This is a genomic window from Bacillus sp. NPDC094064, from assembly GCF_050279585.1.
Classification (GTDB): Bacteria; Bacillota; Bacilli; order Bacillales; family Bacillaceae_G; genus Bacillus_A.
This window is the reverse complement of sequence record NZ_JBNNUI010000006.1, coordinates 114292-140164: the sequence shown is the minus strand read 5'-3', so window position 1 is coordinate 140164 and position 25873 is coordinate 114292. Positions and strand designations below refer to the sequence as shown.

Below are 25873 nucleotides of genomic sequence, written 5' to 3'. Positions count from 1 at the left end.
TCACCTACGGTGCATCTCCCTTTCTTACTACTTATTGTTATCGCTTTCTATATACTCAATAGCTTCTCTTAATAATTCATCAAAATGATTAGGATAATCATGATTTAAGTTAGGTACAACTTTATACTTATGCTCTATGTTGTTATCCCTTAATAATTGTACAAATTGCTGTGTACATTCGAAACAATCTTCATCTTGATCACCGCATACTATATATCCCTTTATATGTTTATCTTGCAATACTCCCAACAACTCATTCCATTCTGCAATCTCTGGAAGCCACGGCGCCATAAAAATAAAACCATCCACAGCTATACCTTTTTGTAAAATCGTATATAAAGCTACTCTTGCACCAGCAGAAAACCCACCAATTATTACATTTTCTACTGTATGATTTTCTATAAACTTATCATAATGCCCTTCTAATTCTTCTTTCCCTCTATGTATATCATCCCAAACAAACCCATCTGAAAACTGAATTTGCGAAGACTGTGGTAAAGCTAACGTATAATCTTGTGTCAAAACAGATTTCCAATATGGTTCTATTATTCCTATATTTTCTTGATCACCGTGCATTGCAATGAATAGATTCTCCTTTTTCTTGCTGTCTACATATTTCACGTCTGCTCGTTCCGTTTGCTTTGCTAATTCTTCTCTTTCTTTACATAATTGAACCATTGTATGGAATTCTTCAAATTTATGTAGTGGTTTTAAATCATCGTCGGAAAGTAAATACTCATTTTCATACCAAAACCCATTGTCTATAATGGCCTCTCTCATTAAATGTAATGCTTCTTTTTCCAGTCCTGCTGCACTTGCGAGCGCATACTTAAAATTATATATTTGTGCCTCATTACCTACTACATCTGTAGCATGTTCCATTATATAAGTGTATGCTTCAAAACTTCCTTCATTTGTATAACAACGTAACGTTTCATTTAATAATTGAATATAAGTAATACTATTTTTCATATAAAAATTCCTCCGTAACCTTTTATAATAATTGTTTCCTGCTCTTCCTATCATTCTAGGGTCACGGTATAAGTAATTAAATTCTACAATTCAACTTAATAATACCTGATTTTCAGAATGATATTTAATATTTAATGTATGCATAAGCATAATACACCACTCCTTCCTATCCACTAATTGTAGTATATAGTTAAATAGACTGAAAAATCAATATTTTAATTAACAAAAAAAGACAACAATAATAGTATTGTTGTTCTCATCACGTCTACCCACTATTCTTTTTTTTCTTATCTGGCTTACTTGAAACTAAATAATGTTTTTCTGAAATATATAAGTCTCTTTTTAATATACGGTTTAAATAAGGTCCTAGTTTAACTCCGCATATGAGGCGATCTTCGCTATCTTCAACAATTGGGAACATTTCTTTTTCTGTTACGTATTGATCTACCGCCTTTTGTACGATATCAATTTCTTTAACTAGGTTTAAGTTTTCTTCTGTATGTTCAAATACCTCAAGCGTTTCCTTCGTAATAAGAAAAACATTTGTTGGAAATACGGGTAAATACGGCTTTAACAAATCATAGTTTACTGTATAATCATCATTTACTAATACTGTATAAACGATATTAGCATTCGTTTCTAGAAATTTAGCCATCGCTTGTTCTAGTTCATCTTTCGTAATTTCCCGCTCTTCTTTTCCAGTTCTAAAAAAACGAAACATTGCATCGCCTCCTTTTTACTATATTATAGCATAAAAGAAAACTGAAAAATTACAAAAGAAAAAACCATTAAAAGAATTTTCCAATGGTTTTTTCTTTATATATTTATCTTTATTTTAAGAACGCACTTAACATCCACACATGTTGTTCTAATGTCGTATGAATTGCTAATAGCATATCAGCTGATGTTTCATCACCTACTTCACCAGCAACTTCCATACCTTCTTTTAATTCTTGAATAAGTGCAGAGTAATCATTCACTAATGTTTGCACCATTTCTTCTGCTGATTCTTTGCTTGTCCCTTCGCTGACACTAGATATAGCAAGATATTCTTTCATTGTCGCTAAAGGTTTACCTTCTAACGCTAAAATACGTTCTGCTAACTCATCAATATACGTTCCGGCTTCATTATAAAACTCTTCAAATTTCTCATGTAATGTAAAGAAGTGTGGTCCTGTCACATACCAGTGATAATTATGTAGTTTCACATATAACACATTCCAGTTCGCTACCTGCTTGTTTAATACTTCAACAACATTTGTTTTCGTACTCATACAATCCACTCCTCTTATCTTTTAATAACCCTATTACATTTTACCATACTTTTCCTATCCTTTCGAACGAACGGCTCATATGTAACAAAGTTTTAACACCTATAATACTTCCCTAATGTCATTTCATTCATGTACTTTTTCAACTACTTCATATGTCTAATTAACCTAGCTCGTACATATGCATAATAGTAAGTCAAGCTCATCATAGTAGAAAGAGGGGTTATATGGACAATCAACAATGGCAAGTAGCAAAGAAAGTTGCTGCTACTTATATCGGAACTGTCGTTGGAGCTGGATTTGCTACTGGACGAGAGATTGTTGAGTTTTTTACAGTGAACGGATTATACGGAACAATTGGTATATGTATAAGTGGATTTTTTTTCATTTGGCTCGGTACGAAGATGATGTTACTCTCATCACAAATCGGTGCATTTTCAGCCCAAGAATTTAACAAATATTTATTTGGGGATGTATTCGGAAATGTTGTAAATACATTATTACTACTTGTATTATTTGGGGTAACGAGTGTTATGCTATCAGGAGCTGGAGCCGTATTTGAAGAACAGCTTCGTTTACCAAGACAACTTGGTATTTTCATTACAGTGATCGCCTGTCTCATCATAGGTAGCCGCGGATTACAAGGAGTTTTTGAAGTAAATACACTTGTCGTACCTATTATGATGATTTTTATTATCGGACTTGCTATTACAACCTTTTTTCACAGTACAACTCCTATTAGTAACACTATTCCCGCAGAAAGCTGGAATATGAAGTGGATTACTAGTCCTATTACATATGTCGCCTTAAACCTTTCTCTCGCCCAAAGCGTTCTCGTCCCATTAGCCAGTGAAGTAAAAGATCGAAAGGCCATTTTATGGGGCGGTATTTTAGGTGGTGCAGGACTTTCTTTAATTTTATTATGCAGCCATTTAGCTATCTTATCAGTCGACCAATTTTATCAATATAACATCCCGATGGCTGAAGTCATAAGAAAATTCAATGCAACTTTTCACTTTTTCTTTGTTCTTATCATTTTTGGTGAAGTGTTCACAACTTTAGTTGGCAATGTGTTCGGAATGACAAAACAAATGCAATCTATCACTGGATGGAAAAATAACAATATTATTATTTTCATTTTACTAATTAGTTATTGCTTTAGTTACATCGGTTACAGTGAATTACTCCATATTCTATATCCTATAATCGGATGGGTAAGCATCATCTTACTTCCGATCATTGCTTTTAAACAACTTCAAAAAACATAAAAAAGCAGCCATGTTATTGGATGCTTTTTTATGTTCATTCACAATCATCACACACTTCCCAATACGGCCCCATTTCCAAAGCTAAATGTGGCTTTAATTGCAAGCGAATCATTCGGCTAGGCATACGCTCTAAAACGAATTGAATGCCTTCTTCATCTTCGTCTAATTCAACTTTTGAAATCGCAATTCTTTGCATAGTAGAAATAGGAATTCCATCTTTATATAAAGTGATTTTCACCTCATCATATTCATTAAAATACAATTCAACGCTCATTTCATTTTTCAACATTTCATCAACAATTTCATATTTATCATTTTGTTCCTGGATTATATATTTCCAGCCGCCTCTAGCTTCTTCCTTTGGAGCTGCTTGAAATAATGTCATCAAATCCTCGTATAGCATAAGATAACCCCTCTCTTACTAAAAAACGATGAGTATTTTATATACCCTTTATCTCTATCACTATCCATATGTATTGTACCATATATCAACGTTCTTACCGTATTCATTTGCTTCGTCAACCAACACAAAACACCTAATTCTATCCTCATCATTATGTATATTACCCATATTCTCCTAAAGGTTTCAAATATCGTTAACCTTTAGTATGTGAAAAATTCTGCTCCCCCATTTTTTATTAGCTTATAGATCCATCTTTTCCTTGATAGTAAGAACGCCACAAATAAAAAAGAAAAAAAGAAGAGTGATTTATATCACTCTTCTTAAAAGAATTTCCCTGTAGCAGCTAATGCTAATACTATTATTAAGATTGTAAATAATAACGATACAATGAAACTAAAAATAGGTAATGCTTTTTTTTCATTCCTCTTAAATAGTAACTTTAAACTAAGAAGAATGTTTACTGGTACAAGTATAAAATAAAAGTATTTAACAATTTGCACCGAGCTATTCGAAAGTGTTTGTAAAATAAACACTTCAATTAGAAAAACAATAAAAAATGAAATACTTAACCAAAATGAGACATAACTAAGCCAAGAATGTCTTTTTGTCCCCCAATACACTCCCATAACAATCTCCTTTATTTGTATTCTATATGATTATAATTATACACAAAGTTAACAAATACCTCTATTTTTCGACAAACATTACACAAAATATACCTTTAAATATCATAGAGATACTCTCCATCTCCATTTGATTTTACATAATAAAACAGACTGTCTCCCGAAATAGCATACTGCTATTTCGGGAGACAGTCTGTTCTCTGTTAAACTTTAAATCTTTCAATTAATACTTGCAACTCTTCAGCCATTTGAGAAAGCGTACCAGCCGCAGAACCAATTTCCTCCATTGAAGCTAGTTGCTCTTCTGCTGACGCTGCAACGTTTTGTGTACTTGTTGCATTATTCTGTGCTGTCATTGCAATTTGGCTTACAGAAATAGATACTTCATTCGCACCTTTTGACATTCCATTTGCCGTTTCAACCATCGTCTTAATTTGATCGGCTATTTCATTTGTAGATTTTAAAATTTCTGCAAAATTTTTCTTCGTTTCATTTGCGATAACTAGTCCGGAATGAACTTCTTCATTTACATGATTCATAGATTTTACTGTCTTACTCATATCATCTTGTATTTCACCTATTAATTTACCAATTTCACTGGAAGATACGCTAGATTGCTCTGCCAATTTACGTACTTCATCTGCAACAATTGCAAATCCTCTTCCGTGTTCACCAGCTCTCGCAGCTTCAATTGCAGCATTTAAAGCTAGTAAATTTGTTTGATCTGCAATATTTTGGATCACTTCTAATATATCACCAATTTGCTTTGATTTATTATTTAACAACTGTATAACTGCATCTGATTGCGAAACAGATTCTACAATAGACTGCATTTGATTTACTGTTTTCCCTACTAACTTTCCACCATCTTCTGCTTTTTCACGAGTATGAGTAGAAGCCGTATTAATAGATGAGGAACTATTTGCTATATGCTGAATACCTTCTGTTACACTAAACAATAACATAGCACCATTCTCCACGCTTGATGTTTGCGTTGTTGCCCCACTTGAGATTTCATCCATTGCCATTGTAATTTGCTCCGTTGCCTCACTCGCTTGTCTTACGCTTGCAGTTAACTCTTCTGATGCCGCTGCAACATGCCCAGCTGAATCATTAATTCTTCCAATTAACGTTCGTAACGAATTTGTCATCTCATTAAAACCTTTTGCAAGTTGACCAATTTCATCATTAGAGTGAATCTCAATTGTTTGCGTTAAATCTCCCTCACTTATCTCTTTAGACGTGACAACTAATCTCTTTAAAGGTTTTGTAATAGAAAGTGTCACGAAATAAATAAGTGCTCCTCCGACAACTAGTGAAATACTCATAACAATTAACATATTATAAAATACAGGTTGAGCAGCTTCAATTACTTCATTAGAGTACATCGTTCCAGCAATTTTCCAACCCGTTTTTACGTTTGTAGCAAATACCATTTTCTTTTCACTATTGTCATATGTGTATGAAAAAGTACCGTGATTATCTTCATAAATTTTCTTCGCCCAAGAATCAGCTGCTCTCTCCCCCGATTTTTCTTGGGGATGTGCAATTATTTTTTGTTTTCCGTCTAAAATGAACGCATATCCTTTTTTACCAATATTGATTAACTTTGTTGTTTTCAATAAATTATCTAAGCTTAAATCTACCCCAACAACGCCACTTTTATCTTCTGTTTGTTTTGCAATCGTTACGACAAAATGTCCATTTCCTTGCGCCTTATACGGTTCAGTAATTACAATACCACCTTGTTTTGCAACTGCATCTTTATACCAAGAACGCTCTGTTGGGTCATAATCTGCTGCCATTTGTATATTTGGTTCTTGTACAAACTTTTTATCATTCCCAGCAACATATACTTGTTCAACATCTTTATTTAAATTGGTATATTGTGATAACGTTTCCCTTAGCTCATCTTGATTATCTCCTTGATACATATTACCTTGAATTATCCGTGCAAAACTATTCACATCATTAAATTTCGCTTCAATCATTTGATTAATCAAATTATCTAATATCTTTATATTATCTTGAGCACTGCTCATTATTTGTGTTTCAAAATTCTTTTTAGCCGTTTGATAAGACATGCCTCCAATAATAGAAACAGCCGCAATTAAAATAACAAAAAATGAAATCAATAGCTTTTTGGCTACTTTCATATTACGAAACCAATTTAATAGTTTCCCCATTCCGTACCTCCTACTTGTAAAATTCAATTGATTAAATTGTTAATTCATCCCAATCTCTAGTTACTATTTTTATATCCTATTACGATGAACACTTTGTAAAGTTTAAACAATTAATTTCTCTTTGTCCATATATACGAATAATATTATTATAAAATTTACAAATACAAAAAAAACCAAAGGAACAATCCTTTGGTTTTTCACATTTTTTTATACTGTTTAGAAAGTTTTTTCCACTTATCACGCTCTGCCCTTGCAAGAATCGCATCTTGTTTTCTTATAAAATACGCCAATTCTCTTTGCAACTTTTTATAACTTTGCAAACGCTCTATCGTAATAAGTCCGTTATTTATTGCATGATGTACCGCACATCCTGGTTCATTCTCATGTTTACAATCCCGGAAACGGCATGTTGTTGCTAGTTCTTCAATATCAGAAAATGTTGTTTGAATTGCATCGCTTCCTTCCCAAAGCTGTAACTCCCTCATACCAGGAGTATCAATTACGAGAGCACCACTTGGCAATTGAAATAACTCTCTATGAGTTGTCGTATGTCTTCCTTTACTATCTTCTTCACGAATATCTCCCGTTTTTGCTACTTCAAGTCCTATAAGTGCATTTAACAAAGTGGACTTTCCAACCCCAGATGATCCGACTAAAGCAATTGTTTTTCCTGAAGCAACAAATTGTCGCAACGACTGAATACCTATATGTTCTAAACTATCAACAACGAAGATCGGAACACCAATTGCAACAGCTTCCGTTTCTACAATTTTCTGTTCCACATCATTACATAAACCACTCTTCGTTAAAACAATAACAGGCATTGCACCACTTTCATATGCTAATAATAAATAACGTTCCATCCTTCTTACGTTAAAATCATGGTTAAGTGCATTTACTAAAAATAGATAGTCTACATTTGCTGCTATAATCTGTTCTTCCGTTCGGTTACCAGCTTCTTGTCTTGAGAAAGAGCTTCTTCGCGGAAAAATACGATGAATAATCGCTTTCTTTTCATTCTCTATTTTCTTTATATATACCCAATCACCAACTGCTGGATAATCTCCCTTCGTTAACGCTTCATGACGAAACTTTCCAGACAGTTCTGCCATATATTCACCATCGTTACAAATCATGCGATATATATGCTTGTGTTCAAGTAAAATACGACCTACTTCAAAGTTCTCTACAGCTTGTTCTTCAAAAAAAGAATCCCAGCCGAACGATTCTAAAATATTTTGATTCAAATTGACATCCTCCCTAGTTTAAGCAGAGTGGAAGGATAGTGCGCTCATTTATATCGTATCTCCCTTTCCATCCACCTCTGTATTTTGTTTATGATTCATATAAGTCAAATTCACCATAATACATCACCCCGATCTTATTTTAATTACTCTCATTATATGGAATATCTCATTAAAAAGCTACTTTATTTAATGTAATTTTCAAACAATTTACCAACATTCTAATTTGTCCACGATGACTAATCTCATCTTCTAGTACATAAAACCAAATATAGTGTTGGTTAATAGTAAAAGCGCTTCATATAATATAACTAAAATGTATCGGAATCTTCCGTTATAATTAAATTGAATGCGTAATATACCCAAACAAACTTTCTCAATATGGTTATATGAAATATGAAAAGGAATCAATATGTAAAAATCGAATCTTATTCACTAAAAGGAGTGGATTCGATGGAAATGTATCAATGGCTAACTGCTGTTCTCGTTGGTGGCATTACCGGCTTCGTTTCCCATCTAATCAATAACCAAGGTAAGTTATTGCTTCCACGCCGTTTGAAAACTTTTTTTCATTTTGGTTTTTTAACTGATATTTTTACCGGCTGCCTAGCTGCACTTCTCGGACTCGTTTTATTCGATGCCACCTTAATAAAAGAAATAATCAAGGTGTCCATTGTGACTGCTATTTCTGGCCAAACGTTCTTACTTCACCAGGCTCTTGGTGGTGAGCAGGCTAAAAATACGCAAATTGGAAAAGCTGATGAGAAGATTCAAGAAATTGACAAATTATTGCGACGTTAGTATATACTTTCTTTTTAAATTATTGTTATAATGAAAAATAAATATTTTCTATTGCGTCGTTTGTCAGAAGAAAGGGTGTTTCGTATGACAAAAAAGAAAATAGAAGATTTCTTAACAAACTCCGAAAAAGAGGAACTGCTAGAAAACTATAAATGTTTACGAGAAGCCCGCACAAAAAGCGAAGCGAACTATTTCGGCGAATCAGTAAACCACCTATTAAATAAAGCAAAACAACGAATTATTAAAGAAGCAGGCATACATGATGAAAATGCAGCAACTGTACAATCAAAGAGAAAAGCACTGTTTTAGTTAATGTAACTAAAACAGTGCTTTTTATTTACCAGAATTTTCACCATAATCATTTTTCACATTAGTTTCACATCTATTTCACAAATACTTATATTTCAATATGGTAAACTAAGTACATCCTTTTCCAAGGAACGATATGCCGATATATAAATCCCTATCTCTATAGGGATTTTTTATTTGTTCGAAATTCCCGTTTTAACTCTCCTCCAAGTGAACGGACCATTTTTTCTAATCGCTACGCTCGTAAAATACGTCAATTAATATTTTTTATACTATATGCTATTTATAGAGTATAAAAAAGGGAGTTTAGCATCTCCCCCTCTTTCTGACTATACTTCTAATATCGATTCAATCTGTTTCATGTCCTGTTCATTCAATGAAACATCCATCGCTCTTACACTTTCTCTTATTTGCTCTGCCCGCTTTCCTCCAGGAATAACAGTATCAATTCCTTGTTTGTTTAATACCCACGCTAAAGCTAAATGCGATACTTCGATATTCTTTTCTTCAGCTAACCCTTTTAACTCTTCCACTTTCTTAAAGTTATTCTTATATGTATTTTCTTCAAATAGATTTACACTTTTGCGCCAATCACCTTCATTTAATTTAAAATCTTCTGTATATTTACCACCTAGTATTCCAAAGGCAAGAGGTCCATACGGAATAAATGAAATACCAGCTTCTATACAATACGGCAATAGTTCTTCCCCAGCAGTACGATCTAACATGTTGTAAGGCGATTGTACTACATCTATATAACCATGTTGATTCGCTTCTTTTAATTGTTCTATGTTTACGTTTGATATTCCAATTGAACGAATTTTACCTTCTTCTTTTAGACGAGTAAGCTCACCGATTGAATCTATGTAACTTGTTTCAGAATTTGTAAAGTGTAAATAATATAAATCAATATAGTCAGTCTGTAATCTTCTTAAACTATTTTCCACAGCATTTCTTAAATAGCTTGGTTCATTATTAATATACGTTTCTCCATTTAATAACGGCTGAATTCCACCTTTTGTAGCAAGTACAAAATCGTGGCGTTTTCCCTTCAATACCTCACCTACTAATTCTTCTGATCTACCAAAACCGTATGAATCCGCTGTATCAAAAAATGTTATTCCTTGCTGAATAGCTTCTTTTATTAATCGTTTTCCTTCTTCCTCATTCACATCAGCATATAAATTATGTCCCCCTACAGCATTCGTTCCTAACCCCAACTTAGAAATATTTAGTCCTGCCTTTTGCAATTTTGTATACTTCATTTATTCTCCCCCTATATTTCTATTGTTCGAATATAATCGAACAATAGAAATATACCATTTTATATGTTATAGTGCAAATAACTTAACTTATACAAGCAGGTGAAAAAATGCGTACACTCTATCATCCAAATCGAGAAGAAATTCAATTCTCTTCTGTCTTATATGCACTTAGTGATCAAATTCGTTTACAAATTGTAAATATGTTATTAGAGAAAAATGAACAATCTTGTGGTTCGTTAAACATTCCAATTGCGAAATCAACTTTATCTCACCATTTTAAAGTTTTACGTGAGTCAGGTGTTATGTATACACGTCTTGAAGGAACACAACGTTTTATTTCAATTCGCGAAGAAGATTTAAATACTAGATTCCCTGGTTTGTTACAAGTTGTATTACATGCGACAGAGCCATACTAAAAAACTTCCCATATTCATATGAGAAGTTTTTTAGTATGGCTATTCTTTTAATAAATCTATTAATCCGTTCCCTTCAGATGTACGCTCATACCCTAAAGGTACAGTTCTTTTTATTAGTTGTGCATATATTTCTGGCTCTGATAACTTTCTACCATATTCTCTCTCGCACTGCTTAATAAGAAGTGCTAATGCTCCAGCAATATGTGGTGTCGCCATTGAAGTTCCACTTAATACAGCATATTTCCCCTCTGGATACGTAGATAATATTTCATCACCTGGCGCTACTAAATCAATTTCTTGATTTGAATTACTAAAACAAGCAATTTTCCGCTCTAAATTGACTGCACCAACTTCAATTACCTCAGAGTAAGCACCTGGGAAGTCAAGTTCCTCTGTGTCATCATCACAATCCCCATTATTTCCAGCAGCACATACAACGAGAACATCTTGCCTTACCGCATTTTGAATTGCTTCATGTAATTCCGGAACGTCTTGCGGACCACCAAGTGACATTGAAATGATTCTCACTCTCTCTTTATTCGGCCCTCTCCAATTTACAGCATACTGAATAGCCTCAATAATTTGCTCATAACTTCCAGAACCATCTCCCGCTAAAACTTTTAATACTAACATTTTAGCATGTGGTGCCACACCTAACACACCGACACCATTTTCAGTCGCTGCAATCGTTCCAGCTACATGAGTACCGTGTCCGTTATTATCAAGATAAATATTTGGATTACCTTCATAATCTTTCGTGAAATTCTTTCCACCAATAATACGATCTTTTAAATCTATATGGTTGATATCACACCCTGTATCTAAAACGGCAACGACAATATCTTTTCCTTTCGCACTCTTCTCCCATACTTGTGGAGCGTGAATTAGTTGTACACCTGGTGGAATTTCATTTACTTGTTCAACCACCTTGTTTACGGTAAAAGGAATCAACTGTATACCTTTTTGTTTATTCGCTGTACTATTGTTCATCGTAATCCCTCCTGAAAATGTATTATTTTCATTTCAGACCACTTTTGAATACGTTTAAACGTAACATTCGTTTTATCCGTTCTCTTCTCCTTTATTTCAAATATTTCTCAATATTACTTACTAACTTTTTACTACTTTTTATTTCTCTTGTGATTCAACTACTAGCAAAAATAAAAGGACCAATTTATGGTCCTTTCATAGTCTTTTAAAAGAATACAATTTGATCTTTTAAAATAATATAATTGAAGACTAAACCTCACTCTTGTTTAAAAATTTCTCTATCTCTTTTATTACATGTTTCGCTCCATCTATACTAACAGTAATGTTTCCATTTGCTAATGAAATGTTCTGGTCTGAAACATCACCTGTTATTTGACAAGCATTGTAAGGTTGATATTTTTGTAAAATGACTTTGTCTTCTTCTACGAAAATTTCAAGTGGTGATTTGATTTGTATCCCTAATACATCTCGTAATTCTTTAGGAATAACAATTCTTCCTAGTTCGTCTACTTTTCGAATAACTCCTGTTGCTTTCATATTACTCCCCCCTTACTCTCTATTAATTTTCCCACCTCGCTATTTCCATTTTATCACCATTTGGTAATGCTTGTCTCTTTTTATAAATTTTTGTACTCAAGTCAAAAAAACACAGTTATCGCATACGTAATCTCTCTTTCAATTGTTTTAAATAACGAGATCTTATAAGTAAGAAGTATGCAACTTGGATCCCTATGAAAATACTTAATACAATCGCATTTTCTTTAAACAGTGAGTACTCAAACATATGCCCTAGCGCAGTTAACGCCACTGCTCCATGTAATGTTGCAACGCCGATTGGTACGAAGAATAAAAGTGCTAAACGGATTGTGACTACTTTCGATAATTCCCCGCCCGTTAACCCCACTTTTCGAATCATTTCGAACAAGCGAGTATCGTCCTCTAAATCGGAGAATAAACGAAAATAAAGAAAGCTTCCTGCACAAATGAAAAATACAATTCCGATAAAGAAACCTACAAATAAAATAGGTCCTGCAATTTGTAAACTTTGGTTTTGTTCGTACTCTTCTGCACTAAACATTATATGTTCTTCATAAGGCTTCATCTGATTAGTGAGTTCTTTACCAACCTCAATTTCATCTTTCGTTCCTTCTGTTTTGTATACATAATCTCTTGCCTCTTTAAATTCATCTTGTAATGCATCATACTGTTTGTTAGAGATTACATAAACGTTTCCTCTCAGTATTTTACTTAATGAAGAAGTATTAACTTTTTTCACTTTTAAAGATTCATTCATATTTGGTAATGTAATTTCATTTCTTTCTTTCATCGGAGGTCCTGGTATATCGACTGACAAAAATAAAGCTTCTTTATTTGATACCGTATTAATGGTTTCTCCTGTTAACTTTGCATATTCCTTATAGTCTGATTCCTTTATAAAGGTGGCGCTTCTTAACGACTGCTCCTCCGTTTTTTTCGTTGAAATATTCGTTTTTGAAGCTGCTATATTATATTTCTTTAATCCTTCGTCAATCATTTGTATATGCTGTGATTCATTACTATTTCCTTGCTTAGAATGATAGTGAAACGCAATCGGTCTCTCCATAATTTCTTTCGTCATTGAAGCAAAGCCAACTAATGTACCTATTGCTGAAAATGCTACAGTTGAAATAATCGTCACAATAAAGAACATTCTTGCATTATCTCTCATCCGGTACGCTAAATCTGATAAAGTAATAATATTTGTCTGTGTCCAGTAGAAACGTTTACTTTTTTTACATAGTCGAATAATAAATACGCTCAACTGCTTGTACAGTAAATATGTGCCAATGATGACTACCGTTGTAACTGGAATCATCATAAAAAATACCATCGCACCGTGTGACATAAGCGCTCCTGTATATCCCGCACTAAGCAGTATGACTGCTAATATAGAAGAAATAATGGATGCTTTCGGTTCCGGCTTCGCTTCTGCTGACCCTCTAAACAATTTCATAATTTTATTCTTCCGAATCATTCCTGCACTAAACAATGAAATGATCATAAATAATACGAAAAACATAATACTCGTTACAACAATGGCTTTCATTGGTATGTAATAGGCTAAGGAAATATCTAGCTTTAATATCATCGGGGCTACAAATATTAATATTCCGGAAAATAACATTCCTGCAAAAATCCCAAAAATAATTGCCCCTATCCCAATCATAATATTTTCAAAAAAGATAAGACGCTTTAATTGATATTTCGTCATACCTAACATCATTAATATTCCTAGTTCACGCTTTCTCGTTTTTAAAAACATTCCCATTGAATATAAAATAAAGAAGAATGTAAATAAGTAAATAATAGACTGTGCAAAAGACATACTTACGAAGACGTACTGACCCAATTCTCCTGCACTTAATGCGGGATGAAACGCAAAAAATGAATACACAAAAAAGGCCATAATAGCAAATGCGCTACTCAAAAAATAGGCTGAATATGTCCGTCTATTTCGCGTTACATTCCGGTATGCTAGTTCTCTAATGTTCATATTACTTCTCCGCCCTTCTACTAACTATGTTCTTATATTAGTAAAGTACGGAAATACCTTCCATCGATTCAAATGACAAAAACCTTACAGTTTTGAAAGGTTTAAAAAATTGCTTATACGTTGCACTTTCATTATAATGACTACATTCATATTCATACACGCATCCTATTGTATATTCATTAGTTTTGCGAAATAATAAAGGATAGAAGTATGTACCAATATATACATAAAAATTTTAACAGCTTTAATATGAATAGGAGGAAAATATAATGACATTACAAGAACAGATTATGAAAGCATTACATGTTCAGCCTGTAATTGATGCGAAAGTAGAAATTCGTAAACGCGTCGATTTCTTAAAAGATTATGTAAAAAAAACAGGTGCAAAAGGATTTGTACTTGGAATTAGTGGCGGACAAGACTCTACATTAGCAGGACGCTTAGCACAGCTTGCAGTTGAAGAAATTCGTAACGAAGGTGGTAACGCAACATTTATCGCTGTACGTCTTCCTTACAAAGTGCAAAAAGATGAAGATGATGCGCAATTAGCATTACAATTTATTCAAGCTGATCAATCAACTGCCTTTGATATTGCTTCAACAGTTGATGCCTTTTCAAATCAATACGAAAACTTATTAGGTGAATCGTTAACTGATTTCAATAAAGGTAATGTGAAAGCGCGTATTCGCATGGTTACACAGTATGCAATCGGTGGACAAAACGGCCTTCTTGTTATCGGAACAGATCATGCTGCAGAAGCTGTAACAGGATTCTTTACAAAATTCGGGGATGGTGGTGCAGATTTATTACCATTAACAGGATTAACGAAGCGCCAAGGACGTGCTTTACTACAAGAATTAGGTGCAGACGAGCGACTTTATTTAAAAATGCCAACAGCTGATTTATTAGATGAAAAACCAGGTCAAGCTGATGAAACAGAGTTAGGTATTACATATGATCAATTAGATGACTATCTAGAAGGTAAAGTAGTTCCAGCTGACGTTGCTGAAAAAATCGAAAAACGTTACACAGTGAGCGAACATAAAAGACAAGTACCAGCGTCAATGTTTGATGATTGGTGGAAATAAAACATAAAAAAGAAGCTAATCTCATTTAGCTTCTTTTTATGTTTTAACGATATACCCCGATTCTTTTCTCCAGTAAATCTTGTAAGCAATCTTCATGTTGTTTATTGAACAATGGGGGCATTTCGTCCAACGGGAAAAACTTCAAATCCAACGTTTCATCACCGTCTATTTTTTTCTCTCCTCCGGCAATTGAGCATGTAAAGACTATCACAATTGACTGGGCTTTGTCTCCATTTGGATATGTTTGAAAATATTTTGTATATACTCCAACAAGCTCATTTATTTCTACATCATAACCTGTTTCTTCTTTTATTTCTCGAATCGCCGTTTCTGCGGCAGATTCTCCGATTTCCATTGCACCACCAGGAAACCCCCAAGCGTTAAAGTCACCTCTTTTTTGCAGTAATACTTCTCCCTCTTTATTAAATACACAACCACCCGCAAAGTTTAAAAAAACATAATCATGCCCTACTTTTTCACGTAATTCTTTTATATAATTAGCCATCCTCTTCCCCATTTCATACATCTTTTATCGCTACTTCTTATCTTTTTCAAGCAATTCAATAATTCGATCTAGCTTCTGGTTCATATTCATCACATGCTGTTTCTTTGCGGCGTTGTTTTGCAATAATCTTTTTATAAACAAAGTAAATGATAGGAAAAACAAAACGATAATTCCAATTACTAAACAAGTATATATCAATGTAAATATATTATTCTCGAACAAATTCATTTAGATTCCACATCCTTCCACTTTTATTTTATCACATAATTCTGTTTTTTGAAGTAATGCATAATAAAAGAGCATCTTTTACAGATGCTCTTTTTCATTCCTTAATACGTAAATGTAATTGTCGCTAATGAATAACCTGTCATTGCACTATAAGGCGCCACTTGATAAGATACACGCTTGGCACCTTTTGGCCAATTTATCTCATTTAACACTTTCTTTATATCTTGCATTGTTCCATCCATAGACTGCTTATATCGTACTTCTACCTTTTCTGGCTTAGAAGCGAATTGTTGCTGTAATTTTTTCTTAAATTCACTGTAATTTTCTGCCCCATATTGTGCAGACAAATATTTTAAATTTGTTTCTTTTAACATTTGTTCATATGCAGCAGTCTTTGAACTACCCGTATTTATTTTGTTTGTTAATTCACTAAAGTAACTTGTAGTTGCTGCTGGATATTTACTACGATCCCATTCATGATCTTTACTTAATTGCTCATCAGACATATTAAAATATGAATATGTTACGTGCCCAGCTTTATCAGGTACTGGATCATCGAATGTCGTATCAAGGTGGTACCACTTGTTTTCAATGTTCACTAAATTCCAGGCGTGAGCTTGTCCATTTCCTGTACCTGTTACAATATGATTTTGAATACCCGCTTCTTTTAGTAACTCATATGTTAATAAAGCATATCCTTGGCAAACGGCAGAACGATTCGCTAACGCTTCATATGCTGTATATGCTTGATAAGACGTGTCATACGATACATGTTTTACAACGTAATCATGAATAACTTTCACTTTCTCATGATCATCCATTCCCGGTTTTACAATTGATCCTATAATCGATTTCACCTGAGATTTTACATATTGCGTTTGTTCCTTCGATTCACGATATTTCACTTGCAGTGTAAACGTATAGTTTCCTGGTAGCCCTTTAATAGAGTATTTAGTAGAGGCTACATTATATTTTACATACTCATCTGCATCTACAATTTTATTAAACTCGCCATACAATTGGTCCATAATATTTCTAGCATTTTTATTTTTTGTTTTATATGTGATTTTAATATTTTCTTCTCGATTATCAATTTGTTTTTTTAATTCTTTTCTAAAATCATTTAACAACTTTGCATCTGATTGTGCAGTCGCTACAGTTGAATTCGTAGCTGCATATGATACAGATGACGCGTGTAAGCCTCCCATTACGATAGTTGAACAAAGTAGGGTAGCTGCCACATACTTACTTGTCTTTCCCATTTTGTCACTCCTTACATTCTATAACTATACGAAAAAGTATCGTATAGTTTCAGAGTATACAATACTTTTTCGTATAGGTCATATGAGATTATGCATATTTAACATTATAAAAAGGTTGTTCTTTTTACAAGAACAACCTTTTTCATTAACAAGTTTGTAATACGCAGCATGCATTTTCAAAACGTTGTTTTTTCAAATCTTCATTTCCAATACAGAAATAAAGCATTCCTAAATCTCCCCACATCATATTACAATTTTTAGTATCTGAATCAATTTGGAATAAAAGTGTCATTTGTTGTGGGTCTATCCCCATATAGTCTCCTGTTTCATGTAATACTTCTTCTTGTACAGAGAATGGCTCCCCAAACATTTGGTGATTATCGTAGTTGTCTGGAATTAACTCTTCAAGTAATTGCAAGAAACGATCTGAATCAGCCTCATCTTCAATGAAAAGCTCTGGCAATTTATACGTTAATTCAAATGAAATTGCACATTGGTTAAATTCCCCCTGAACTTCATCTACTCTTCGTAAATGCTCTACAGGGATATCATAATAAAGTACACGCCCGGCCTCGTTTGGATTTACATCTTCTTCAAAATAATTTTCAATACTAAAGAAGTATAACATTCCTGCCTTAGGAAGATTGTGCTCCATACCAACATTTTGTAAATCATTTAAATTAAATTGAGCGATAAACTGTAACGGATTTCCTTTATATGTTGGATATTCAAATGAATCCGGTAAATCCGGAACTCCCCCCATTTTCGAACTACCTATCGCAACTGTTTCCTCCTGCTTTGGCACAACTTTTACACAAGGAAATACAGTATTAATAAGTTCCTCTTTTAAATGTGTCAGTCCATATTTATCAATTAATACTTCAATTTGTTTATTCATAAATTCTCCTTATATTCACATACTTATTTGTATCATTGCACAAAAATTATACTCCATTCTTTGTAAAAACAACAAGCCTTCAAAAAACGGGCTCTTCCTCCATACGCGAACAAGTTTAAAAAAGCATAGTATACATTGTTCCTACAAACATGATAGTTCATTATTTCTTCCAGTACATTTTCCCCTCGTTCATTTTCATTTTTAATTTAAGGAGGAATTCCACATGGGTTACGGATATAGTTGCGGCGGTTACGGCGGTTACGGTTACGGCGGTAGTTGTGGTGGATGTGGTTATGGAGGTTTCGCTTTATTAATCGTTTTATTTATCCTTCTAATCATCATCGGAGCTAGCTGTTGGGGCGGCTTTGTAGGCTGCTAGTAAACTTAAAAACTATTGTAAAAAAGCACGTACAATACGTGCTTTTTTGCCATTTTCAAATCTTTTATTCGAAAGGAAGTATGATTGATGAAGATTGATGGTGTTTTTGAAGGAGGCGGTGTACGCGGAATTGCGCATGTAGGGGCAATTTGTGCGTTAGCTGAAAAAGGCTATGAATGGGAGCGTGTAGCTGGAACATCAGCTGGTTCCATTATCGCTGCGCTCCTAGCAGCAGGATATTCTTGTTCAGAGTTAAAAACGATTATAACTGATATTGATTATAATAAATTTACGAAGAGAACCTTTATTGACAGAATCCCGTTTATCGGAAAGGGGTTAAGCGCATGGACTACTCTTGGTATTTACTCTAATATCTTTATAGAAGAATGGATTGAAGAATTACTTCGAAAAAAAGGCGTTCACTTATTTACAGATTTACCTGATTTAAATAAGCTTAAAATTATCGCTTCTGATATAAGTAACGGTAAAATGGTCATCTTTCCTGATGACTTACCAAACTACGGATTTTTAAATTATCGCTTCTCTATTGCTAAAGCTGTAAGAATGAGCAGTACAATCCCCTTCTTCTTTGAACCAGTAAAATGGAGAACCCCAAAATGGAAGCAACCTTGTTATATGGTTGATGGAGGGATTTTAAGCAATTACCCAATTTGGATTTTTGACTCCCCTACCTCTCCTCGCTGGCCAACTTTTGGGTTTCATTTTGTAAAAGATGAAATTCAAGCTGATCCTGCCCACTATACCGAGCCTATCTCCATGTTCAAAGGACTATTTAAAACAATGATGCAAGCTCATGATTTACGTCATTTAGACAAGGAGTCAAAAGCAAGAACAATTACAATTCCAACAGGGTCCATTACAAGTACAAACTTTGAGTTAACAAAGGAAGAAAAAGAGTGGCTTTACAATTCTGGTTATAACGCCGCGAATAAATTTTTACAATCTTGGAACTTCAGTCAATATATTGATGAATATAGAAACGGAAATCAGGATCGAAAAACAAATCGGTATTTCCGTCAACTTGACTCATAATACTATTATTTTTCATACGCGAACACGTAACGCTTTCAAAAAAAATAAGCCTAGTAATATTATATATTACTAGGCTTATTTACTTCCTACATAATTATTATACGTTGCTTAAGGATATGTTAGCCCTTCAGCTTCCTCCGCAGTAATAACGGTGTATCGATTTCCCGTTCGTAATCCTAACAATTCTGCTTTTTCAATTGCTTCCTGCTTCGTATCCGCATAAGCAGCTAAATATTTATCTCCATTAATAATTTGGCAAATTACATATTGTTTCATTATTTTCTCCTCTTACTTTTTCATTAGTTGTGCAAGCTTCTTTATACCTACTTCAATTTCTTCTAACGTTGCGTATGAATATGATAGACGCAAAAATTGGTTTGCACTTCTATCATACAAAGTACCCGGATTTAATAAAATCTTTTCTTTCAAAGCTTTGTCAAATAAACTACGATTTGAAATCGGAACACTCATATGTAACCAAATATAAAAACCACCTGCCGGTTCATACCATGTCGCTATTTCACTACAATACTTCTTTAACATACTCACCATAAAGTCCCTACGTTTTTTAAGCTCACCTCTTACAAACTGTAAATGTTCTTCATACAATCCATCTTTAAACCACTCTGTGGCAATTTGCTGAGATATAGAACTCGATCCATAATCTGTTTGCATTTTTATGTCTGCCAATCTTTGAATGACTGGCTCAGGTCCAACAATCCATCCAATTCTTAATCCAGGACTAATTACTTTAGACATGCTTCCAATATGTAGTACGATTCCATTTTTATCATATGCTTTTAAAGGTTTCGAAATAGGGGCATCAAACCATAAGTCTTGATACACTGCGTCCTCTATAATAGGCAATCCAATTTCATTGCATATCTCCATCACTTCTGTCCGCTTCTTCGTATCCATGCTAAAATTCGTTGGATTATGAAAAGACGGAATTGTATATAAAATAGAAGCATTAAATTGCTTCTTATATTTCGCAATATATGACACATCTAGCCCACTCTCATCCAATGGCATTCCAATTAAACGTATTCCTGCTGATTGAAAAACATTGAGAGAGTATAAATATGATGGTTTTTCTAATAAAATGGATGCTCCTTTCGGAAGAAGCCCAATAGAAATGAGTTGAAGCGCTTGGATTGCTCCTGAAACAATCAATATAGAGTCAGGAGATACATATATACCATGTCCTTTTAAATAGTCCGCAATTTGCCTCCTTAAATTAAGATTACCTTTTGGCTGTTCATACCCAAGTATCACGTTTGATTTTAAAAGCTTATTCATTACTACTTTCATCTTTTTTTCAGGTAAAAGACTTGGCGCGAGCTCACCTGTTCCTAAACGAATTACATACGGATAAAACTCAGCTTGATTAATCTCTTGAATAGCAGGCAGATTCGGATAATGAAGTCCTGTTTCTACATAAGACTGCCAATTAGGCGGGGGTGCGTATGTTGAAGCATTCTCATTATTATTTACAACAATTGTTCCTTTCCTGCCATTCCCTTCAATGTATCCCCTTGCGACTAGTTCATCAAAAGCCATGACAATCGTACTTCGATTCACACCAAATGTATGTGCCAAATCTCTTTGGGAAGGTAATCTCGTTCCAATAGTCCATTCTCCATTAACAATTTTTTCTTTTATATACGTTTCTATTTGTTTATACAAAGGAGTCGCTAGAGACGTATTCGGTTTCCAAACGAATCTTTCCATCATATCACCTTACATTCTTTTTGGTTGGCGACCTCCCCAACCATATGGATGGATACAAATTTTCATTTCTTCTATACAATATACACTATCATAATGAATTTAAGTAGGAGGTAATATGATGGGTGAAGCAATTATTCATGGTATCATTCTTGCATTTGGTCTTATCATTCCATTAGGCGTCCAAAATGTGTTCGTCTTTAACCAAGGTGCGAGCCAACCAAACATTTGGAGAGCAGCTCCTGTAGTATTAACTGCCTCTATGTGCGATACGTTACTAATATTAATTGCAGTACAAGGTGTCTCCCTTATACTCCTTACTTTTTCCTGGTTGACTAACACGTTATATGTGATTGGATTTTTCTTTCTCATATATATGGGCCTTGTTATTTGGAGAAGTAACCCTTCCAATGATGCAAAACAAGAAGAAAGCATTCCAGTAAAAAAACAAATACTTTTCGCTGCATCCGTTTCGTTATTAAATCCACATGCAATTTTAGATACGATCGGTGTAATTGGAACAAATTCGATTCAATACATAGGAAGTGACAAATGGGCTTTTACAATTGCCACAATTATTGTTTCTTGGATTTGGTTTATTTGCTTAGCTTTAGCTGGTAAATTTTTAAAAAGGCTAGATTCAACTGGAAAAACACTTGCATTATTAAATAAAGTTTCAGGAGTCATCATTTGGGGCGTCGCACTTTATATGTTAAAACAAGTTATTTTTTAACTAAATAAAGAGAATGGCATGTTAATTACACATCATGCCATTCTCTTTGTAATTATGAAAGCGGTTCCGCGTTCTATGTTACCATCTTTGTATCTTTTGCTGGTTTAATCCAAATCATTGCTATAACAGCACCAATAATAGCGAAAATACTTGTCAAATAAAACACTTCATGGTCCGCCCCTTTCATGAAAAAAGAATATAGAGGCGGTCCAGCTGCTACACCGATAAATCGCATTGAACTATAAAATGACGTAACCGTTCCTCTCTGCTCCTTTTCAATCCCTTGTGTAATTAAGGCATCTAAACATGGGAGTGCCATACCAATTCCTATTCCCATAATAACGAGACAAAGAAGTAGTAAATAAATCCCTTTCACAAATAAAGGCATTACGACTGATGTAGCCGCTAGTAAAAAACCAATATAAATACACTTCTTCATAACATTTTGATTATCTCCAATTTTTTTACCAGCCAAATAGGAACTAAGAGATAAGACAAGCAAAGGAATGGCAATTACACATCCTTTCCATATACCATGAATGTCATACTTTGACTCCAGTATAGTAGATAAATAAAAGAGAATTCCGAATAAAATAAGCATAATAATTGCACCTAGTATAAAAATGGCAATTAACCATCTTCCCTTTTCTCGAAACGTGGAGATAATAGATTGAATAAATTCCTTTAATGGCGGTACTTCCCCTTCTTGTTTTTTTGCCTTTACTAGTACGAGTAATAAAACAATCGATACTACACATAAAACAGGAATGGCCCAAAACGGTAAAAACCATACAATGGCAGCCAGAGCAGATCCTAAAATAGGGCTGAGTACTTTTCCAAATGTATTGGATGTCTCAATGATTCCTAAACCTGTACTAACTTGTTTTTCATCTTTGTATAAATCACCAACACACGGTATAACAACTGGCATAGCACCAGCAGCGCCAATGCCTTGAATCGCTCTACCGATAAGTATCCAAGTGTACGGATTATCAACTTTCCATGATACCCAGCCAGTTACCGCACCTCCGATAGCTGCAATCAATAAACTCGGAACCATTACCATCTTCCGTCCCCATCTGTCTGATAAATAACCAGCAATCGGAATAAGCACAATTGCAATGATAGAATAAATTGTTATAATCATGGATACTTGAAACGATGAAATATGTAATTTCTTTTCAATAGTCGGCAAGATTGGAATGAGCATGGAATTCCCTAATGTCATAACAAGCGGAACTGATGCAAGCGCAATTAAACAACAGTTTTCTTTTTTTAACATGTTGATTTCTAAACCTTTCATCATATATTTCTTACCATGTAATAACCCTGGTGGAACGTAATGTTCATTCCACCAGGGCTATTACATGGTTACTACCTTCCATTCACAACAAAAGAAATAGGCTAAAATATAGCATTATTTTTATTCTTTGAATCCAGTTCGTTTTATATCCATACCAATTAATTGAAAATAAAAAAGAAAGGAAGGATCCTTCCTTTCTCCTATAACCTTCTACACTTAGCGAGTATATCCGCCACCAAGCTGTTGTTCTGCCATCGCTACAAGACGTTTTGTGATTTCACCGCCTACAGAACCGTTTGCACGAGAAGAAGTATCAGCTCCAAGTTGTACACCGAACTCTTGTGCAATTTCATATTTCATTTGATCTAGAGCTGCTTGTGCTCCATGTGATGCTAATTGATTAGAAGTACGATTTCTAGCCATTACCAATCACCTCCTTATTTATATATAAATTGTGTCAAAATCGAATTTAAATACATGGTAATTTTTGGTTATTTTTTTCACATAAAAAAAGAGTCTCCTAAACGAGACTCTTTCATCATTTCACTTTATGAAGTTACTACTTCTAATTCTCTATTTGTTAATAGCTTTATTTCTTCTTTCAGTATATCTTTCGTATTATGGCCAAACCACTCCAGTGAAGCAAAATAGTTAGTATCTTTCACTTCTTGGATGATCTCATCATAATTTACGATACCTTCAAATAATGGGACCATACCAATTCGGCTTCCTGCTGCTGCATATACATTATTAGGTTCAAACACATGTAAATAATCCGCTGAAGATATATTCTTAAAGTGGTAATGTTGGATCCATGGCCTTAACCGCTGGAAACTGTCTATTGGATCTGCACCAGACTCCCATATATGAAGAAAATCAAGGTTTATTTTCAAATTCGGATGATTTACTTCTTCCAATAATTCCATAGTAGAAGGCAATGTGTCCGTTAACGTATTTGGATGTGTTTCTAACAGTACATACATATTATGCTGAGCAAATAAATCACAAATTTTGCGAATTCGCTTCACATACTCTTTCCTCTCTTGAACCGAAAAGTCTTTGCTCCCTTTTTGACCGGCAAACGTACGAATCTTGTTTGTATGAAACCAATTCGCTAACGTTATGAGCTGTTTACACTTCTCTATCGTTTTTTCAAAATTTGCTGATAAGGATATGTCTAAATAATCACTAATCATCGTAACTTCTAAATTTTTATCCTTTAAAAAAGCCAATTCTCGTTCTGTCGTTTCACGCTCTTGCATATACAAATTTTGTGCATGAGTCCCCCATAATTCAATTCCTTCAAAACCGTTTTCGTATGCAAATTGAACAATATCAGTAAATGAAATTAATTGATGGCGAAATGAAATGGTACATAGTGAATATTTCATAGCTTTAAACTCCCTTATCTTAAATTCAGTAAACTTTTTAAAGAGTTACGACAGACTGATTTATTCTTATAGCTTTCCACGCTAGAAATTGTTTCTTTAACTCTTCCTTAATTTGCAGTTCAATTGCATTCATTTCATCCAGTTTTTCAACAATCGATACTAGCATACCTTTATTATTCGTCATTGCCATTTTAATTGCACGATACTGTACATTTGTAAATCCTTGTACAATATCTTCTACTCGATCACACCAATAATCAAATTCTTGCTCTGAATATTGTAACGTTTCACGGAAGTATGCAAAGGCATGCTCATAACTATATTTACGAATCGCAAGTACTGGAATTTGTTTTACTGCCGCTACAAGCCTAGAAAGCTCATACCCCTCTTCCTCATTTGCCATTTTTATAATTAAGTTTTTCAGCTCCATAGTTAATTCATTTTCCTTCTTTTTGAATGTTTCCGTGAAATAACTAGCTACCATTTCTTGTGTCGGCTCCCCAATTCCTTCTATATCAATGAAATATCCTCCACCAAAAGGGTTATCTTGAACAGAGTGAAGCACTTTTTCTCTTTCCATATTCCCTTCCCAGCGAAAATCAGGATCTAACATGAACCATTCTTCTTCTTTCTCTGTCTTCGATATCATTAAATAATGTGGAAACGGTTTTTGATGGAATTTATTTTCCCTCTCAGGTAATAAGGACATATCAACCATTACAATTACATAGCGATTCTCTGGCTTGTTTTCTACTAATTCTAAAAATGTTTCTACATTACTACTTTTATCTCTTTCATGATCATACCATTCGCTCACTTTAATACCGTACAATTTTTCATACCAAAGTAAGTAATGATCATGGTTAATATTTTCGGAGTGATATGAAATAATTCCGCCATCTGTTATATCAAAATCTCCATCCCATAGTCCAAAATAAAATGGACGAAAATCTATATCACTACGCCTTTTTATAATTTCACAAAAACAACTCACTAAGCAGTGCACTTTTATTGAAGTCATACT

Annotated in this window: 29 protein-coding genes and 1 pseudogene; 8 read left to right on the top strand and 22 right to left on the bottom strand. The window is 34.0% G+C overall.

The features are described from left to right. Positions 1–27 precede the first annotated feature (27 nt). The 3 genes from ACQKNI_RS15360 to ACQKNI_RS15350 all read right to left on the bottom strand — a co-directional run bounded on the left by ACQKNI_RS15360 (position 28) and on the right by ACQKNI_RS15350 (position 2246). Positions 28–972: an alpha/beta hydrolase gene (locus tag ACQKNI_RS15360; protein ID WP_088230530.1), complete on the bottom strand. Its 945-nt coding sequence runs from the start codon at positions 970–972 to the stop codon at positions 28–30. Positions 973–1237: 265 nt separating this feature from the next. After that, positions 1238–1693 carry a DUF3939 domain-containing protein gene (locus ACQKNI_RS15355; protein ID WP_088230531.1) on the bottom strand — a complete coding sequence of 152 codons (456 nt, stop codon included), beginning with the start codon at positions 1691–1693 and terminating at the stop codon, positions 1238–1240. Between the two features lie 109 nt (positions 1694–1802). Further along, complete coding sequence (locus ACQKNI_RS15350; protein WP_088230532.1) at positions 1803–2246, bottom strand: Dps family protein; 444 nt, start codon at positions 2244–2246, stop codon at positions 1803–1805. A 224-nt stretch (positions 2247–2470) separates the two neighbouring features. Here ACQKNI_RS15350 and ACQKNI_RS15345 point away from each other — a divergent pair, with 224 nt between their 5' ends. Beyond that, a complete protein-coding gene (locus ACQKNI_RS15345) occupies positions 2471–3511 on the top strand; it encodes a YkvI family membrane protein (RefSeq protein ID WP_088230533.1) in 1041 nt (346 codons plus the stop codon). A gap of 34 nt (positions 3512–3545) precedes the next feature. Here the strand turns inward: ACQKNI_RS15345 and ACQKNI_RS15340 are convergent, their stop codons facing one another. The 5 genes and pseudogenes from ACQKNI_RS15340 to rsgA form a co-directional block, all read right to left on the bottom strand. Next, positions 3546–3914: a DUF3979 family protein gene (locus ACQKNI_RS15340; protein WP_088230534.1), complete on the bottom strand. Its 369-nt coding sequence runs from the start codon at positions 3912–3914 to the stop codon at positions 3546–3548. A 320-nt stretch (positions 3915–4234) separates the two neighbouring features. Then, complete coding sequence (locus ACQKNI_RS15335; protein WP_088230535.1) at positions 4235–4540, bottom strand: hypothetical protein; 306 nt, start codon at positions 4538–4540, stop codon at positions 4235–4237. A 200-nt stretch (positions 4541–4740) separates the two neighbouring features. After that, on the bottom strand, positions 4741–5559 hold the full coding sequence (locus ACQKNI_RS15330; RefSeq protein WP_427282502.1) for a methyl-accepting chemotaxis protein: 819 nt from the start codon (positions 5557–5559) through the stop codon (positions 4741–4743). Between the two features lie 123 nt (positions 5560–5682). Beyond that, positions 5683–6528 (bottom strand): annotated as a pseudogene (locus tag ACQKNI_RS15325) (cache domain-containing protein); the annotation flags it as partial. A gap of 392 nt (positions 6529–6920) precedes the next feature. Continuing rightward, a complete protein-coding gene (gene rsgA / locus ACQKNI_RS15320) occupies positions 6921–7970 on the bottom strand; it encodes a ribosome small subunit-dependent GTPase A (protein WP_088230537.1) in 1050 nt (349 codons plus the stop codon). 450 nt (positions 7971–8420) lie between these two features. On the opposite strand from rsgA, the gene ACQKNI_RS15315 reads away from it, so the two are divergent. Together ACQKNI_RS15315 and ACQKNI_RS15310 are read left to right on the top strand one after the other, a co-directional pair. Further along, entirely contained in the window at positions 8421–8768 is a 348-nt protein-coding gene (locus tag ACQKNI_RS15315) for a DUF4257 domain-containing protein (RefSeq protein ID WP_002118502.1), read from the top strand. A gap of 84 nt (positions 8769–8852) precedes the next feature. Next, positions 8853–9077: a hypothetical protein gene (locus tag ACQKNI_RS15310; protein ID WP_140417343.1), complete on the top strand. Its 225-nt coding sequence runs from the start codon at positions 8853–8855 to the stop codon at positions 9075–9077. 329 nt (positions 9078–9406) lie between these two features. On the opposite strand, the gene ACQKNI_RS15305 is transcribed toward ACQKNI_RS15310, so the two are convergent. Beyond that, positions 9407–10342 (bottom strand): aldo/keto reductase, encoded by a 936-nt coding sequence (locus tag ACQKNI_RS15305; RefSeq protein ID WP_098840897.1) that lies wholly within the window; start codon positions 10340–10342, stop codon positions 9407–9409. Positions 10343–10449: 107 nt separating this feature from the next. Between ACQKNI_RS15305 and ACQKNI_RS15300 the strand changes: the two genes are divergently transcribed. Continuing rightward, on the top strand, positions 10450–10758 hold the full coding sequence (locus ACQKNI_RS15300) for an ArsR/SmtB family transcription factor (protein WP_088230540.1): 309 nt from the start codon (positions 10450–10452) through the stop codon (positions 10756–10758). 39 nt (positions 10759–10797) lie between these two features. Here the strand turns inward: ACQKNI_RS15300 and ACQKNI_RS15295 are convergent, their stop codons facing one another. From ACQKNI_RS15295 to ACQKNI_RS15285, 3 genes are all read right to left on the bottom strand, one after another. Next, positions 10798–11748 carry a serine protease gene (locus ACQKNI_RS15295; protein ID WP_088230541.1) on the bottom strand — a complete coding sequence of 317 codons (951 nt, stop codon included), beginning with the start codon at positions 11746–11748 and terminating at the stop codon, positions 10798–10800. 249 nt (positions 11749–11997) lie between these two features. Next, complete coding sequence (locus tag ACQKNI_RS15290) at positions 11998–12285, bottom strand: AbrB/MazE/SpoVT family DNA-binding domain-containing protein (protein WP_088230542.1); 288 nt, start codon at positions 12283–12285, stop codon at positions 11998–12000. A gap of 115 nt (positions 12286–12400) precedes the next feature. Continuing rightward, positions 12401–14281, bottom strand: a complete 1881-nt coding sequence (locus ACQKNI_RS15285; protein WP_088230543.1) for an ABC transporter permease — start codon at positions 14279–14281, stop codon at positions 12401–12403. A 269-nt stretch (positions 14282–14550) separates the two neighbouring features. On the opposite strand from ACQKNI_RS15285, the gene nadE reads away from it, so the two are divergent. Further along, complete coding sequence (gene nadE / locus ACQKNI_RS15280; protein ID WP_088230544.1) at positions 14551–15369, top strand: ammonia-dependent NAD(+) synthetase; 819 nt, start codon at positions 14551–14553, stop codon at positions 15367–15369. A 43-nt stretch (positions 15370–15412) separates the two neighbouring features. Here nadE and ACQKNI_RS15275 read toward each other — a convergent pair whose 3' ends face one another. From ACQKNI_RS15275 to ACQKNI_RS15260, 4 genes are all read right to left on the bottom strand, one after another. Continuing rightward, a complete protein-coding gene (locus ACQKNI_RS15275; protein WP_088230545.1) occupies positions 15413–15874 on the bottom strand; it encodes an NUDIX hydrolase in 462 nt (153 codons plus the stop codon). Positions 15875–15904: 30 nt separating this feature from the next. After that, positions 15905–16102 (bottom strand): DUF4083 domain-containing protein, encoded by a 198-nt coding sequence (locus tag ACQKNI_RS15270; protein ID WP_088230546.1) that lies wholly within the window; start codon positions 16100–16102, stop codon positions 15905–15907. A 101-nt stretch (positions 16103–16203) separates the two neighbouring features. After that, on the bottom strand, positions 16204–17364 hold the full coding sequence (locus ACQKNI_RS15265; protein ID WP_098840895.1) for a transglutaminase domain-containing protein: 1161 nt from the start codon (positions 17362–17364) through the stop codon (positions 16204–16206). A gap of 145 nt (positions 17365–17509) precedes the next feature. Beyond that, complete coding sequence (locus ACQKNI_RS15260) at positions 17510–18262, bottom strand: YwqG family protein (protein ID WP_088230548.1); 753 nt, start codon at positions 18260–18262, stop codon at positions 17510–17512. Positions 18263–18485: 223 nt separating this feature from the next. Between ACQKNI_RS15260 and ACQKNI_RS15255 the strand changes: the two genes are divergently transcribed. Together ACQKNI_RS15255 and ACQKNI_RS15250 are read left to right on the top strand one after the other, a co-directional pair. Then, positions 18486–18641, top strand: a complete 156-nt coding sequence (locus ACQKNI_RS15255) for a YjcZ family sporulation protein (RefSeq protein ID WP_000540424.1) — start codon at positions 18486–18488, stop codon at positions 18639–18641. 87 nt (positions 18642–18728) lie between these two features. Further along, the gene (locus tag ACQKNI_RS15250; protein WP_088230549.1) at positions 18729–19694 is read left to right on the top strand and encodes a patatin-like phospholipase family protein; all 966 of its coding nucleotides are present in this window, start codon (positions 18729–18731) and stop codon (positions 19692–19694) included. Between the two features lie 108 nt (positions 19695–19802). Here ACQKNI_RS15250 and ACQKNI_RS15245 read toward each other — a convergent pair whose 3' ends face one another. Both ACQKNI_RS15245 and ACQKNI_RS15240 read right to left on the bottom strand, forming a co-directional pair. Further along, on the bottom strand, positions 19803–19970 hold the full coding sequence (locus ACQKNI_RS15245; protein ID WP_000816374.1) for a DUF3933 family protein: 168 nt from the start codon (positions 19968–19970) through the stop codon (positions 19803–19805). Positions 19971–19982: 12 nt separating this feature from the next. Beyond that, entirely contained in the window at positions 19983–21425 is a 1443-nt protein-coding gene (locus ACQKNI_RS15240; RefSeq protein WP_088230627.1) for a PLP-dependent aminotransferase family protein, read from the bottom strand. 118 nt (positions 21426–21543) lie between these two features. On the opposite strand from ACQKNI_RS15240, the gene ACQKNI_RS15235 reads away from it, so the two are divergent. After that, a complete protein-coding gene (locus tag ACQKNI_RS15235) occupies positions 21544–22155 on the top strand; it encodes a LysE/ArgO family amino acid transporter (RefSeq protein ID WP_088230550.1) in 612 nt (203 codons plus the stop codon). Between the two features lie 73 nt (positions 22156–22228). Here the strand turns inward: ACQKNI_RS15235 and ACQKNI_RS15230 are convergent, their stop codons facing one another. The 4 genes from ACQKNI_RS15230 to ACQKNI_RS15215 form a co-directional block, all read right to left on the bottom strand. Then, positions 22229–23437 (bottom strand): MFS transporter, encoded by a 1209-nt coding sequence (locus ACQKNI_RS15230; RefSeq protein ID WP_140417351.1) that lies wholly within the window; start codon positions 23435–23437, stop codon positions 22229–22231. 237 nt (positions 23438–23674) lie between these two features. Next, the gene (locus tag ACQKNI_RS15225; RefSeq protein WP_088230552.1) at positions 23675–23881 is read right to left on the bottom strand and encodes an alpha/beta-type small acid-soluble spore protein; all 207 of its coding nucleotides are present in this window, start codon (positions 23879–23881) and stop codon (positions 23675–23677) included. A gap of 125 nt (positions 23882–24006) precedes the next feature. Next, a complete protein-coding gene (locus ACQKNI_RS15220; RefSeq protein WP_088230553.1) occupies positions 24007–24849 on the bottom strand; it encodes a sugar phosphate isomerase/epimerase family protein in 843 nt (280 codons plus the stop codon). Positions 24850–24886: 37 nt separating this feature from the next. Next, positions 24887–25870, bottom strand: coding sequence for a DUF6005 family protein (locus ACQKNI_RS15215; RefSeq protein ID WP_140417344.1), 984 nt, complete (start codon positions 25868–25870; stop codon positions 24887–24889). Positions 25871–25873: the final 3 nt, after the last annotated feature.

Coding starts and splice junctions, on each gene's coding strand:
- ACQKNI_RS15360 (WP_088230530.1), bottom strand. CDS start 972: ATGAAAAATAGTATTACTTATATTCAATTATTAAATGAAACGTTACGT.
- ACQKNI_RS15355 (WP_088230531.1), bottom strand. CDS start 1,693: ATGTTTCGTTTTTTTAGAACTGGAAAAGAAGAGCGGGAAATTACGAAA.
- ACQKNI_RS15350 (WP_088230532.1), bottom strand. CDS start 2,246: ATGAGTACGAAAACAAATGTTGTTGAAGTATTAAACAAGCAGGTAGCG.
- ACQKNI_RS15345 (WP_088230533.1), top strand. CDS start 2,471: ATGGACAATCAACAATGGCAAGTAGCAAAGAAAGTTGCTGCTACTTAT.
- ACQKNI_RS15340 (WP_088230534.1), bottom strand. CDS start 3,914: ATGCTATACGAGGATTTGATGACATTATTTCAAGCAGCTCCAAAGGAA.
- ACQKNI_RS15335 (WP_088230535.1), bottom strand. CDS start 4,540: ATGGGAGTGTATTGGGGGACAAAAAGACATTCTTGGCTTAGTTATGTC.
- ACQKNI_RS15330 (WP_427282502.1), bottom strand. CDS start 5,559: ATGGATGAAATCTCAAGTGGGGCAACAACGCAAACATCAAGCGTGGAG.
- ACQKNI_RS15315 (WP_002118502.1), top strand. CDS start 8,421: ATGGAAATGTATCAATGGCTAACTGCTGTTCTCGTTGGTGGCATTACC.
- ACQKNI_RS15310 (WP_140417343.1), top strand. CDS start 8,853: ATGACAAAAAAGAAAATAGAAGATTTCTTAACAAACTCCGAAAAAGAG.
- ACQKNI_RS15305 (WP_098840897.1), bottom strand. CDS start 10,342: ATGAAGTATACAAAATTGCAAAAGGCAGGACTAAATATTTCTAAGTTG.
- ACQKNI_RS15300 (WP_088230540.1), top strand. CDS start 10,450: ATGCGTACACTCTATCATCCAAATCGAGAAGAAATTCAATTCTCTTCT.
- ACQKNI_RS15295 (WP_088230541.1), bottom strand. CDS start 11,748: ATGAACAATAGTACAGCGAATAAACAAAAAGGTATACAGTTGATTCCT.
- ACQKNI_RS15290 (WP_088230542.1), bottom strand. CDS start 12,285: ATGAAAGCAACAGGAGTTATTCGAAAAGTAGACGAACTAGGAAGAATT.
- ACQKNI_RS15285 (WP_088230543.1), bottom strand. CDS start 14,281: ATGAACATTAGAGAACTAGCATACCGGAATGTAACGCGAAATAGACGG.
- nadE (WP_088230544.1), top strand. CDS start 14,551: ATGACATTACAAGAACAGATTATGAAAGCATTACATGTTCAGCCTGTA.
- ACQKNI_RS15275 (WP_088230545.1), bottom strand. CDS start 15,874: ATGGCTAATTATATAAAAGAATTACGTGAAAAAGTAGGGCATGATTAT.
- ACQKNI_RS15270 (WP_088230546.1), bottom strand. CDS start 16,102: ATGAATTTGTTCGAGAATAATATATTTACATTGATATATACTTGTTTA.
- ACQKNI_RS15265 (WP_098840895.1), bottom strand. CDS start 17,364: ATGGGAAAGACAAGTAAGTATGTGGCAGCTACCCTACTTTGTTCAACT.
- ACQKNI_RS15260 (WP_088230548.1), bottom strand. CDS start 18,262: ATGAATAAACAAATTGAAGTATTAATTGATAAATATGGACTGACACAT.
- ACQKNI_RS15255 (WP_000540424.1), top strand. CDS start 18,486: ATGGGTTACGGATATAGTTGCGGCGGTTACGGCGGTTACGGTTACGGC.
- ACQKNI_RS15250 (WP_088230549.1), top strand. CDS start 18,729: ATGAAGATTGATGGTGTTTTTGAAGGAGGCGGTGTACGCGGAATTGCG.
- ACQKNI_RS15245 (WP_000816374.1), bottom strand. CDS start 19,970: ATGAAACAATATGTAATTTGCCAAATTATTAATGGAGATAAATATTTA.
- ACQKNI_RS15240 (WP_088230627.1), bottom strand. CDS start 21,425: ATGGAAAGATTCGTTTGGAAACCGAATACGTCTCTAGCGACTCCTTTG.
- ACQKNI_RS15235 (WP_088230550.1), top strand. CDS start 21,544: ATGGGTGAAGCAATTATTCATGGTATCATTCTTGCATTTGGTCTTATC.
- ACQKNI_RS15230 (WP_140417351.1), bottom strand. CDS start 23,437: ATGTTAAAAAAAGAAAACTGTTGTTTAATTGCGCTTGCATCAGTTCCG.
- ACQKNI_RS15225 (WP_088230552.1), bottom strand. CDS start 23,881: ATGGCTAGAAATCGTACTTCTAATCAATTAGCATCACATGGAGCACAA.
- ACQKNI_RS15220 (WP_088230553.1), bottom strand. CDS start 24,849: ATGAAATATTCACTATGTACCATTTCATTTCGCCATCAATTAATTTCA.
- ACQKNI_RS15215 (WP_140417344.1), bottom strand. CDS start 25,870: ATGACTTCAATAAAAGTGCACTGCTTAGTGAGTTGTTTTTGTGAAATT.